This is a genomic window from Pantoea sp. JK (genome assembly GCF_026130245.1).
In the GTDB taxonomy this organism is placed as follows: domain Bacteria; phylum Pseudomonadota; class Gammaproteobacteria; order Enterobacterales; family Enterobacteriaceae; genus Pantoea; species Pantoea trifolii.
Window position 1 is genome coordinate 416,855 of the sequence record NZ_JAINFN010000001.1, and the last position, 12,526, is coordinate 429,380.

10 protein-coding genes are annotated in these 12,526 nt (G+C 57.2%); 1 reads left to right on the plus strand and 9 read right to left on the minus strand.

From position 1 onward, the window contains the following. The first annotated feature begins 255 nt into the window (after window positions 1-255). Entirely contained in the window at window positions 256-1,074 is an 819-nt protein-coding gene (locus tag PanJK_RS02025) for a DeoR/GlpR family DNA-binding transcription regulator (RefSeq protein ID WP_256696291.1), read from the plus strand. A 127-nt stretch (window positions 1,075-1,201) separates the two neighbouring features. Here PanJK_RS02025 and cheZ read toward each other — a convergent pair whose 3' ends face one another. The 9 genes from cheZ to cheA all read right to left on the minus strand — a co-directional run bounded on the left by cheZ (window position 1,202) and on the right by cheA (window position 12,522). Beyond that, the gene (cheZ, locus tag PanJK_RS02030; protein ID WP_265296974.1) at window positions 1,202-1,843 is read right to left on the minus strand and encodes a protein phosphatase CheZ; all 642 of its coding nucleotides are present in this window, start codon (window positions 1,841-1,843) and stop codon (window positions 1,202-1,204) included. Window positions 1,844-1,852: 9 nt separating this feature from the next. Beyond that, the gene (gene cheY / locus PanJK_RS02035) at window positions 1,853-2,242 is read right to left on the minus strand and encodes a chemotaxis response regulator CheY (protein ID WP_008102871.1); all 390 of its coding nucleotides are present in this window, start codon (window positions 2,240-2,242) and stop codon (window positions 1,853-1,855) included. Window positions 2,243-2,281: 39 nt separating this feature from the next. After that, the gene (locus tag PanJK_RS02040) at window positions 2,282-3,331 is read right to left on the minus strand and encodes a protein-glutamate methylesterase/protein-glutamine glutaminase (protein WP_008102868.1); all 1,050 of its coding nucleotides are present in this window, start codon (window positions 3,329-3,331) and stop codon (window positions 2,282-2,284) included. After that, window positions 3,328-4,203 carry a protein-glutamate O-methyltransferase CheR gene (cheR, locus tag PanJK_RS02045; RefSeq protein ID WP_265296977.1) on the minus strand — a complete coding sequence of 292 codons (876 nt, stop codon included), beginning with the start codon at window positions 4,201-4,203 and terminating at the stop codon, window positions 3,328-3,330. The genes PanJK_RS02040 and cheR overlap by 4 nt, the downstream gene beginning before the upstream one ends. A 103-nt stretch (window positions 4,204-4,306) precedes the next feature. Continuing rightward, window positions 4,307-5,983, minus strand: coding sequence for a methyl-accepting chemotaxis protein (locus PanJK_RS02050; RefSeq protein ID WP_265296978.1), 1,677 nt, complete (start codon window positions 5,981-5,983; stop codon window positions 4,307-4,309). 220 nt (window positions 5,984-6,203) lie between these two features. Beyond that, complete coding sequence (locus PanJK_RS02055) at window positions 6,204-7,862, minus strand: methyl-accepting chemotaxis protein (protein ID WP_265296980.1); 1,659 nt, start codon at window positions 7,860-7,862, stop codon at window positions 6,204-6,206. 320 nt (window positions 7,863-8,182) lie between these two features. Then, window positions 8,183-9,862, minus strand: a complete 1,680-nt coding sequence (locus PanJK_RS02060; protein ID WP_265296982.1) for a methyl-accepting chemotaxis protein — start codon at window positions 9,860-9,862, stop codon at window positions 8,183-8,185. 169 nt (window positions 9,863-10,031) lie between these two features. Then, the gene (gene cheW, locus PanJK_RS02065) at window positions 10,032-10,529 is read right to left on the minus strand and encodes a chemotaxis protein CheW (RefSeq protein WP_008102858.1); all 498 of its coding nucleotides are present in this window, start codon (window positions 10,527-10,529) and stop codon (window positions 10,032-10,034) included. Window positions 10,530-10,551: 22 nt separating this feature from the next. Then, window positions 10,552-12,522: a chemotaxis protein CheA gene (gene cheA, locus PanJK_RS02070; RefSeq protein WP_265297419.1), complete on the minus strand. Its 1,971-nt coding sequence runs from the start codon at window positions 12,520-12,522 to the stop codon at window positions 10,552-10,554. Window positions 12,523-12,526 lie beyond the last annotated feature (4 nt).

Genomic DNA, 12,526 nt, shown 5'->3' on the forward strand with positions numbered 1-12,526 from the left:
CAAATTTCATACAAATCGCAGCAAGAAAAATTATCCCCATGATTTTATTGCCTTTACGTAAATGATTGAATTTATGACATGGAGAGCGCTGCTAGTGGCTTTGTGCGAAATCAATCGCATAGCAGATGATGATTTTCATTCGAAAATCAATGATTCTGGAAGCTGCCTCGCAAATGCCCAAAACGCAGAGTAAAATCAGCTCGGGTTTCCTTATTGGCGAAACCAGACCGTGATTGGAAAGAGGGAGCATTTCGATTGAAAAGCAAAACTGAGCAGCTGGCTGATATGCAGCAGCGCCGTGAGAAGATTCTGGAGATGATCCGCGAAGACGGCACAGTCACGGTTAAAGCGCTGACCGACACCTTCGGCCTGACCGAAGCCACCATTCGCACCGACCTGCGCATGTTGCAGCAAGAGGGCCACGTGCAGCGTTATCACGGCGGTGCCACCTTGATGACCGGCAAGCAGAATACCGGCGCGATGCTGCTGGAGCGTCAGACGCATCTTGAAGAAAAACAGGCGATTGGCCGTCTTGCCGCGCAGCATGTAGAGAATGGCGACACGGTGATTTTCGATTCCGGTACCACCACCACGGCGATTGCCGAGGCGATTAGCCATATTCGTCGGTTATCGGTGATTACCACGGCGGTGAATATCGCGCTGAAGCTGGGCGGCGAGCCGGGCATTAATATTTTGCTGACCGGCGGGACGTTCAAGTTCCCGACGCTTTCGACTTCGGGCGAGAAAGCCGCTTCGTTTTTCGAAAACGTGCTGGCGGAAAAGTTGTTTCTTGCCACGGCCTGTATCTCGCCGCGTCTGGGTTTGAGCTTTCCCAGTGAGACCGATATCAAGGTGAAAATGGCGATGATCAACTCAGCCAACACCGTGTATGTGGTGGCGGATTCCAGCAAGATCGATAAGGTGTCGATGTTCGCGCTGCCGTGCGACTGGAGCCATATTCACTATCTGATTACCGACAGCGGCATTTCTCCGGCGCAGGTTGCGGCGTTTGAGGCGTTAGGCGTGGAAGTGTTGGTGGCGCAATTGGCGTTGGCGCAGAAGCGCGCGGTGTAGGTACGGTACGCGCTGTCCCTCACCCCGGCCCTCTCCCGCAAGCGGGCGAGGGAGACGCTGCCATATGCAGGCTCGATCGGTTCCCTCTCCCACGTGTGGGAGAGGGTTAGGGTGAGGGCAAACGTCTTTAAAACCCTAAGCTATCCAGCAGGTCATCAACCTGATCCTGGTTCGCCACCACGCCAGGTGCATTGGAGTGGATCTGCGGACCGTTCAGCAGGCTGTTGCCCTCTTTACGCGCCGCGGCGTTGGCTTCTGGCATATTTTCCAGCAGCACCATCAACAGCTGACGCTCGATCTCCTGGATCACATCCATCATGCGTTTGATCACCTGACCGGTAAGGTCCTGGAAATCCTGCGCCATCATGATTTCGAGCAACTGCTTATTGGTGTACGACGTGTGTCCCGGAACGTCAGTCAGGAACTGGCGCGTATCCGAAACCAACTCGCGCGCATCAGTCAGTTCAATCGGATTTTCAAACCACGCATCCCAACGGCCTTTCAGCTGGTTAGCGCCGGCTTCCATTTGGTCCTGGTGTGGCTGCGCTGCATCAACGCAGTTCAACGCACGTTCTGCCGCTTGCGCCGTCATTTGCACAACATAATCCAGACGATCGCGCGCGTCAGGAATGGCTTCCGCCGCTTCAGCAATCGCCTGGTCTAACCCCAGCTCACGCAGACTGTCACGCAACATGCGCGTCAGTGAGCCGATGCGGGTAATAATGTCGTGTGCCGAGGCTTCTTCGGTTGATTTCGGAAGGTCGCTCATCACATCTCCTTACATACCCAGTTTTTCGAATATTTTGCCTAACTTCTCTTCCAGCGTGGCCGCCGTGAACGGTTTCACCACGTAGCCGCTAGCACCCGCCTGCGCGGCCGCGATGATGTTCTCTTTCTTCGCTTCCGCGGTCACCATCAGCACCGGCAGTTTGTTCAGCGTGGCGTCAGCACGAATGGTTTGCAGCAGCTCCAGACCGTCCATGTTCGGCATGTTCCAGTCGGAAACCACGAAATCAAAGCCACCGGCACGCAGTTTGGTCAGGGCATCGACGCCGTCTTCTGCTTCTTCGACGTTGTTGAATCCAAGCTCTTTCAGCAGGTTACGGACGATACGACGCATCGTATTGAAGTCATCCACCACCAAAAAGCGCATATTTTTATCAGCCATATCTACTCCCGTGTTGTCTCGTCCAGCAGGACGGGCTCGTTAAATTCGCAATGCCTGTCCGGCGCTAATTTTCGCCAGCATGTGCTGACTGATGTGGCCTAAATCGACCACTTCACTGGTGCCGCCCATCGCAATTGCTTCGCGCGGCATACCAAATACCACGCAGCTGGCTTCATCCTGCGCGATGGTCCAGGCGCCCGCGCGATGCATTTCCAGCATCCCGGCCGCGCCGTCGTTACCCATCCCGGTCAGAATTACACCCACCGCATTTCGTCCTGCGTGCACCGCCACCGAACGGAACAGCACATCCACCGATGGCTTGTGTCGGTTCACTGGCGGACCGTCATTCAGTTTCACCACATAGTTGGCCCCGCTACGTCCCAGCTCCATGTGCATGGCGCCCGGCGCAATATAGGCGTGGCCCGGCAAAATACGCTCGCCGTCTTCCGCCTCTTTCACGGTGATCTGGCACAGCTTGTTCAGACGCTCGGCAAACGAGCGGGTAAAGCCAGGCGGCATATGCTGGGTAATCAGCAGCGCCGGGCTGGTCGCCGGCAGCGGCTGCAGCACATGGCGAATCGCCTCGGTGCCGCCGGTGGAAGAGCCGATGGCGATCAGCTTTTCACTGCTCAGCAGCGGGCCCGCTTTCAGCGTCACCGGCATCGGCGTGGAGGCACGCACATGCAACTTGGCGCGCGCGGCGGCGCGGATCTTATCGGCAATCATCTGGCTATACGCCAACATACCTTCGCGGATGCCGAGCTGCGGCTTGGTGACGAAATCCACCGCACCCAACTCCAGCGCGCGCAACGTTACTTCGGAGCCTTTACCGGTCAGCGAAGAAACCATCACCACCGGCATCGGGCGCAGGCGCATCAGCTTCTCGAGGAAATCGAGGCCATCCATGCGCGGCATCTCGACATCCAGCGTCAATACCTGCGGGTTGTACTGTTTGATTAAATCCCGCGCCACCAGCGGATCTGGCGCACTCGCGACCATCTCCATATCGGGATGGCTGTTGATGATCTCGGTCATCAACTGTCGCATTAGCGCAGAGTCATCCACGCACATCACGGTGATTTTGCTCATCGTCTTTCCTTGCTCAGTCCATAGACTGTCTGTCCACGCAGCCAGAACTCTTTGCTGATCTGACTAAAGTTCTCGGAATGCCCGGCAAACAGCAGACCGCCGGGTTTCAGCAGGGGCACGAAACGGCGCAGAATCTGTTCCTGCGTCTCTTTATCGAAATAGATCATCACGTTGCGACAGAAAATTGCGTCGAACGGACCCGGCAACGCCCAGTCGTGTGCCAGTAAATTCAGTTGCGTATAGTTCACCATGTTGGCGAGGTCAGAACGCACGCGCACCATGCCTTCGTGTGGACCGGTGCCGCGCAGGAAAAAGCGCTGCAGCTGTGACTGCGATAGCGTGCGTAGCTCTTCGTGGCGATACACGCCCGCCACGGCTTTCTCTAACACCTGCGTATCAATATCGCTGGCATGGACCTGGAATTTCCCCGGCCCGGTGCCCAGCGTTTCCGCCAGCGTCATGGCGATGGAGTACGGCTCTTCGCCGGTTGAGGCGGCGGTGCTCCAGACGCTGTAATTGCCCGTGCGCTTACGCGCGTGATCCGCGAGGATCGGGAAGTGATGCGCCTCGCGGAAGAAAGAGGTCAGGTTGGTGGTCAGCGCGTTAATAAACGCCTGCCACTCCGCACTGTTTTGGTCCTGCTCCAGCAGCGCCAGATAGCGGCCAAAGTCATCAATATTCAGCATGCGCAGACGACGCACCAAACGGTTATAAACCATCTCGCGTTTATGGTCGGCCAGCACAATGCCCGCGCGCTGATAGATCAGCTGGCTAATGCGACGAAAATGCGTATCTGAGAGCGGTAAGCGCTGCACCATTTGCGAGAGCAGCGTGGTCGCTTCACTTTGATCCAATAACGTCGATTTCTTCATTTCAGGTCACCCGGCAACAAACTGTTTAAATTGTGATACTGCGGTTGCTACTGTGCTGCCAGTCGCGCCATTCTTATGGGCCGCCTTGCGGCGGCCACAAGGATTAAAAGGTTTCCCAGTTATCGTCAGTGCTACGTGCGCCTGCCGGTGCCAGTGCTTTTGGCGTGCCGGAACGCAAATTTTTTGCCGCTGTAGATACGTTAACGGCCTGAACGACAAATTCTTTACCGATATTGAACACCGCAACCGACTGTTTCAGTCTGCTGGCCTGATCTTCCAGCGCCGCTGCCGCAGTTGCAGACTCTTCGACCAGCGCGGCGTTCTGCTGCGTCACGCGATCCATCTCGTTCACCGCCAGACCGACCTGATCGATACCACGGCTCTGCTCGTCCGACGCCGAGGCGATTTCGCCCATGATGTCGGTGACGCGCGTAACCGCATTCACGATGTTGGTCATGGTTTCCCCGGCGCTCTCCACCAGCACAGAACCGGTGTTGACGCGGCTAACCGAATCTTCGATCAATCCTTTAATCTCTTTCGCCGCTTGTGCGCTGCGCTGTGCCAGACTGCGCACCTCGCCCGCTACCACAGCAAATCCACGTCCTTGCTCACCGGCGCGCGCCGCTTCTACCGCGGCGTTCAGTGCGAGGATATTGGTCTGGAAGGCGATGCCATCGATCACGCTGATGATGTCAGCGATTTTCTTCGAACTGCCAGTAATCTCTTTCATGGTAGTGACCACGCCATCCACCACTTTGCCGCCCTGCTGCGCGGTTTCCGAGGCGGTGAGCGCCAGCTGCGAAGCCTGACGGGCGTTTTCGGCGTTCTGCTTCACAGTGGCGGTCAACTGCTCCATGCTGGCAGCGGTCTCTTCCAGCGAAGCCGCTTGCTGCTCGGTACGCGAGGAGAGATCGTTGTTGCCCATGGCGATTTCGCTGGCACCGGTGTAGATGGCATCGGAACCGTCACGCACGGTACGCACCGTCCGCGCCAACTCTTGCTGCATCTCTTGCACCGAGGTGAGCAACTCGCCCATCTCGTTGCGCACCGTGATGTCGACCTGCTGCGTCAAATCGCCACGCGCAATGTGACGAATGTGCTCGATGCTCTGCTTCAGCGGACGGATCAGCACCGCACGCATGCCGCTCCACACCAGCGCAATCACCAGCAAGGTCACCAGCAGCGTGCCGACCACCAGCATGATGGATTGGGTATACGCCGCGTCATTAGCTTCAATGCCCTGATTGGCGAGCACAATGTTGTAGCTCAGCCACGCGTTATAATCTTTGGCAAATTTGTCCTGGAATCCCTGCGTCGGCTGATCAACAAATCCTTTGAAATTTCCGCTACCGAGGAAATCGATCAACTCACCCAATGCACCCCGATAGGCGTTGTAGTTGGCCTGCAGCGTCAGCACGTTCTCGGCCTTTTTGCCCTTTTCAGACAGGTTGGCGTTAAATTCGGCAAAACCCTGATCGGCGTTCTTCAACTCCTCACTCGCCAGCGCCACCAGATCTTTCACGGTTGCGCCTGAGCCAGCCTGCTGACTGTCCAGCAGGTAACGGATCCCCGCACGGTTCAGCGTGTTACGCGCCTGAACCAGCGATACCCATGAGGTGCCCATTGCCCGCTGCAGCGTGCTAAGACGCTGGTTATAGGCAAAATTTTCTTTATCGGCTTTGACCGTGGAGTAGAACACTCCACCGGAGAACAGCTGCAGTAAGGCAAACAGCGCCAGCACGCACAGTAGGCCGGATACAACACGAATACGACTAAACATAAACACCTCATTGGTTGGCGGAACGCCTCTGTTATCGGCGCTTAAAGAGGGATCTTTATGTGTGTTCGCAGGGGTTGGACCAGCTTGGCTAGTGCTAGCTGTCCCTCACCCCGGCCCTCTCCCGCAGGCGGGAGAGGGAGACGCTGCCATATGCAGGCTCGGACAGTTCCCTCTCCCACTTGTGGGAGAGGGTTAGGGTGAGGGACAAACGACTCAAAACTTAAAACGTCTCCCAATTACCGTCACTCACCGGCGCGGCAGCCGCTTTGCGCGGCGCGCTAATGGTGTGTCGGACAGGCGCTGTTTTAACTGCCTGGGCGGCGCGCGCAATGCGGAACACCGATACCGCCTGACTCAGGCGGCTCGCCTGCTCTTCCAGTGACGCAGCAGCGGCGGCGGACTCTTCCACCAGCGAAGCGTTCTGCTGGGTGACGCGGTCCATCTCGGTTACCGCTTGTCCTACCTGATCGATACCCCGGCTCTGCTCATCCGATGCCGAGGCGATTTCGCCCATAATATCGGTGACGCGCGTGACGGCGCCGACGATATCATTCATGGTCTCTCCGGCAGTGCCAACCAGCTGCGAACCGTTGTTGACGCGGTTCACCGAGTCTTCGATCAAGCCTTTGATCTCTTTCGCCGCCTGCGCACTGCGCTGTGCCAGGTTACGCACTTCACCTGCCACCACGGCAAAACCACGGCCCTGTTCTCCGGCGCGCGCCGCTTCTACCGCCGCGTTCAGCGCCAGGATGTTGGTCTGGAAAGCGATGCCATCAATCACGCTGATAATATCGGCGATCTTCTTCGAACTGCCGGCGATATCCTGCATGGTACGCACCACGCCATCGACCACCTCGCCACCTTTGCGTGCGGTATCGGACGCGCTGAGTGCCAGCTGCGACGCCTGACGCGCATTCTCGGCGTTCTGTTTCACCGTCGCGGTGAGCTGCTCCATGCTGGCCGCCGTCTGCTCCAGCGAGGCGGCCTGCTCTTCGGTACGCGCCGAAAGGTCGTTATTCCCGGCGGCGATTTCGCTGGCGCCGGTGAAAATCGCATCAGAACCGTCACGCACATTGCCCACGGTGCTAACCAGTGACTGCTGCATCTCGTGCAGGCTACCGGCCAGCTGGCTCATTTCATTGCGCCCTTCCACCACGATATGTTGCGTGAGATCGCCCGCGGCGATATGACGAATATGCGCCAGCAGCTGATGCAGCGGCTGAATCAGCACGCTACGCAGGCCGAACCAGCAGCCGACGATCACCGCAATCACCACCAGCGCTACGGACGCCAGCAACCACATCATGGTGTGGAAGGCGCGCTGGTTTTGCGCCACGCCTTCTGCCGCTAATTTGCTTTGCTCAGTGCGCCACTCTTCGTAAGTGGCTTTCATCGCCACCTGTTTTGCTTCGATGTTCTGCGCAAACATGCCTTGCAGATCGTTGGCTTTCAGGCGTTCCAGCATCGCTTTCAACCCATCGTTGAAAGCGGCGTAGTTTGCTTCCAGCTTATCGCGCAGCGCGTCCGGCAAGCCCGGCGTGGCCGGTAAGTCGTAGTAGCGTTGATAGTGGCCGGCAGCGACATTGAGCTGCTTTTCCGTTTGCGCAATTAACGCCGCCAGCTGGCCGCCATTCGCCTGCGCGGCCATGGTGCCCTGCATACGCAACATGGCGCGGTTGAGCACTGTGCGGGTTTGGTTCAGTTCAATCCAGGCATCGGACATTGCGCCGACGTTGTTGGAAGAGATCTGCGCTACCGCAAACGCCTCTTTATCTTTTTGTAAGGCGGACCAGAACAGGCCACCCGACAGTAATTGTAAAGCGCCAAACACCAGCAATACGGCGATGAGGCTGGTCACAACATTGATTCGTTTTAACATGGGTTCTCCAGGGATGCGTTTCAGCTTCCCCAGTTATCGACCGGTAATCTGAATATTTCAGGGTGCTTAAGCTACTTTACGAATTAAAATTCTGCATTTGAGCAGGATTGCAGTGTTTTATAACTAAAGAAATTAACAGTAAAAAAAATGCGCCTTTTATCGGGTGAGCGATGAGGGCGCATTGGGTATTGTGCGGGTTGTCCCTCACCCCGGCCCTCTCCCGCAGGCGGGAGAGGGAGACGCTGCCACATGCTGGCTCGGACAGTTCCCTCTCCCACGTGTGGGAGAGGGTTAGGGTGAGGGACCGACCACTCCGAAACTTAAAACGTCTCCCAGTTACCCTCCCCCGCTGCAGCGGTCACCGCTTTACGCGGTGTGCCCAGCGTCGGTGGTGCGATCTGCGGATGACGCATGCCGGCTCTGGCCTGCTGCTGCGCTTGCGCCGCGCGCGGTACGCGGAATACCGCCACTGACTGGCTCAGGCGGCTGGCCTGCTCTTCCAGCGAGGCCGCTGCCGCCGCTGACTCTTCCACCAGCGAGGCGTTCTGCTGCGTCACGCGATCCATCTCCGTTACCGCCTGACCAACCTGATCGATACCACGGCTCTGCTCATCCGATGCCGAGGCAATTTCGCCCATGATGTCAGTGACGCGCGTCACCGCATTAACGATATCACTCATGGTTTCACCGGCGGTGCCAACCAGTTCAGATCCGCTGTTCACACGTTGGACGGAATCTTCAATCAGCCCTTTGATCTCTTTCGCCGCCTGCGCGCTGCGCTGCGCCAGGTTACGCACTTCACCGGCGACCACCGCAAAGCCTCGGCCCTGCTCACCGGCACGCGCCGCTTCTACCGCCGCGTTGAGCGCCAGGATATTGGTCTGGAAAGCGATGCCATCGATCACACTGGTGATGTCGGCGATCTTCTTCGAGCTGCCAGCGATGTCGCTCATGGTGCGCACCACGCCTTGCACCACGTCGCCGCCCTTCTGCGCGGTTTCAGAGGCGCTCAGCGCCAGCTGCGACGCCTGACGCGCGTTTTCGGCGTTCTGCTTCACGGTGGCGGTTAGCTGTTCCATGCTGGCGGCGGTCTGCTCCAGTGAAGCCGCCTGCTCTTCGGTACGTGCCGAGAGGTCGTTGTTGCCCGCAGAGATTTCGCTCGCCCCGGTAAAGATGGCATCCGAACAGTCACGCACATCACTCACCGTGCGCACCAGCGACTGTTGCATCTCATGCAGGCTTTCCGCCAGCTGGCTCATTTCGTTACGCCCTTCGACCGCGATGCTCTGCGTCAAATCGCCCTGCGCAATGTGCTGAATATGCTGAATGTTGTCATTAAGCGGCTTGATGAGGATTTTGCGCATGCCGAACCAGCACAGCACAATCACCGCCACCACAATCGCCAGCACCGCGCCTAACAGCCAAATCATGTGATCGTAGGCAGAGCTGTTCGCTTCGGCGCCCGCAGCGGTCAGGCGATCCTGATCGGCACGCCACTGGCGATACTCTTTCAGGAAGGCGTTTTGGCTCGGCGCAACCGGCGCTTTGGCTGCCTGATCGAGATCTTTTGCTACCAGCGCATCCTGCAACTGGCCCAGCGCACTGGCATAGGCGGTATAGGTTTCATCCACACGTTTATTCAGCGCGGCATCCTGTCCCGGCGTGTCCGGCGTGGCTTTAAATAGCTGATAGTTATCGGCGGCCTCTTTCTGGAAGGCTTTGCTGTCGTCATATAAACCAGCGATATCCGCTTCGCTGCCGGTGAGTTTGCTGGTTGCGATACGCAGCTGAATGCGGGTTAACACCACACGGCTCTGATTGAGGCTCATGTAGGCATCGTTGATGGCGGCAGTGTTTTTGCTCGCCAGTTGTGAAACGTTAAAACTGTTTTTGTCATCGCTTAACGCTTTGAAAAACAGTGAGCCGGATGCCAGCTGTAAAAAGCCAAACACCAACAACACCAGCAATAAGCTGGTGACCACGCGGATTCTCGTAAACATAGTTTGCCCTGGAAAATGAAGAAAAAATGGTACAGATCGGTTATCGACCAAAGGCGGAGAATATTGAGGGATATTGCAGAGGTTTTTCGCGGCTTTGTTATTGATTTGTAAGGAATTAATTCACGCTCGTGATGATAACGGGCCGCAGCAGCGCGGCCCGTTGCGGGGATTATGCGGTACGCAGGTTATCCACCAGCGCCATCTCTTCGCTGCTCAGCAGCTTTTCGATGTCGACCAGAATCAGCATACGTTCACCCAACGCACCCAGACCGGTCAGGTACTCGGTAGACATGGTGACGGCAAACTCTGGTGAAGGGCGAATCTGCTCTTGCGTCAGCGACAGCACGTCAGAAACACCATCGACCACGATGCCCACCACGCGATGCTCAAGATTCAGCACGATCACTACGGTGTTCTCGTTGTACACCACATCCGGCTGCGAGAATTTCACGCGCAGGTCGATGATCGGCACGATCACGCCGCGCAGGTTGGTCACGCCTTTAATGAATTCCGGCGTGTTTGCGATGCGGGTTACCTGATCGTAACCACGAATCTCCTGCACTTTCAGAATGTCGATGCCGTACTCTTCGTCACCCAGTGTGAAAACTAAGAATTCCTGGCCCACGGTTTCGCCAGCGATTTTGGTCACGGTTGCCATGTCAGTCATTTTTTTACCCTTTCGTTATCTATTACGCTGCGGCACCGGCCACACGCTTTTCACGGTTCAACGATTGCAGTGCTGAGACATCCACAATCAGCGCCACGCTGCCATCGCCCAAAATGGTGGCGGCAGAGATGCCCGGCACTTTGCGATAGTTGCTTTCAAGGTTTTTCACTACCACCTGATGCTGACCAATCAGCTGATCAACCAGCAGCGCATAGCGACGGCCTGCGCTTTGCAGAATCACCACAATGCCTTGCGTGGCGTCGGTTTTGGCGTTCTGCACCTCAAACACATTCCACAGCTCTACCAGCGGCAGATATTCGCCACGCACTTCCAGCACGCGCTCGCCACCGGCCAGCGGTTTCAGCTCTTCGGCGGTTGGCTGCAGCGATTCCATCACCGCGTTGAGCGGCAGAATGAACACTTCGTTAGCCACGCGCACTGACATGCCGTCAAGGATCGCCAGCGTCAGCGGCAGCAGGATGCGAATGGTGGTGCCTTTGCCCTGCTTCGAGGAGATTTCAACGTGACCGCCCATCTCCTGAATATTACGTTTCACCACGTCCATGCCCACGCCACGGCCCGACACGTCGGTGACCTGCTCAGCGGTGGAGAAGCCCGGCGCGAAAATCAGCATGCCGACTTCTTCGTCGCTCATGCTGTCGCTGACCGGCAGACCAGACGACAACGCTTTGGCCAGAATACGTTCGCGGTTCAGACCGGCACCGTCATCGATCACTTCGATGCAGATGTTGCCGCCCTGATGTTCCGCAGAGAGCGTCAGGTTGCCGACGGCAGTTTTATTCGCGGCCAGACGTTTTTCCGGGGTTTCGATGCCGTGATCGAGGCTGTTACGCACCAGATGCGTTAACGGATCGATGATGCGTTCAATCAGGCTCTTATCCAGTTCGGTCGAGCTGCCGAGCAGCGTCAGTTCCACTTCTTTGCCCAGCTTGCTGGCCAGATCGCGCACCAGGCGCGGGAAGCGGCTGAAGACATACTCCATCGGCATCATACGAATCGACATCACCGATTCCTGCAGATCGCGGGCATTACGCTCCAGCTGACCCATGCTGTTCAGCAGGTCGCCGTGCGCCACCGGATCCAGCGCGCCTGAGCGTTGCGCCAGCATCGATTGGGTGATCACCAGCTCGCCAACCAGGTTAATCAGCTGATCCACTTTCTCCACGGCCACGCGGATACTGCTGGATTCGCTGCCTTTGGCCGGTGCGGCGGCACGCTTAGGTTCACGTTTCACCGCTGGCGTAATATCGGTCACGGTGGCGGTTTGCACCGCTTCGGCAGCCACTTCCGCTACCGGCGCTTCAGTAACGGCCGCTGCGCCTGTCGGGAAGTGGATCTGTGCTTCATCCAGCACAAAACAGAGCACCGCGACGATGTCATCTTTGCCGACGCCATCAATGGTAACTTCCAGCGAATTGGCGCCTTTCACCACGTTGCTGACGGTACCCAGATTGCCGAGCTCTTCCAGCATCAGCTCCGGCTCTTTCTCTTTCAGGTCAACCAGTTGCAGGCGCAGACCTGCGGCGGCTGCCGGTGCAGCAATTTCAACCACTTCGGCGACTTTGGGCGCTTCAGGCGCAATGCCTTTCGCTTCCAGTGCCAGCTGACGCAGCGCTTCGCAGATGTATTTAAAGCTTTCTGCATTCGGCTCCTGCGCCGTTTTATAGGCATCGAGCTGTTCTTGCATAATATCTTTGGTTTCCAAAAACAGGTTGATGATATCGGTGCTGAGCTGCATCTCGCCGCGGCGCGCACCATCCAGAATGTTTTCCAGGATGTGGGTGGTTTCCTGTAAAACCGTAAAGCCAAACGTACCGGCTCCGCCCTTGATGGAGTGGGCGGCGCGGAAGATGGCATTCAACTGCTCGGAATCGGGCTCCTGGGGATCAAGTCCCAACAGGTGTTGCTCCATATCCGCTAACAGCTCATCGGCTTCATCGAAAAACGTCTGGTAAAAATCGCTGATGTCCATGCTC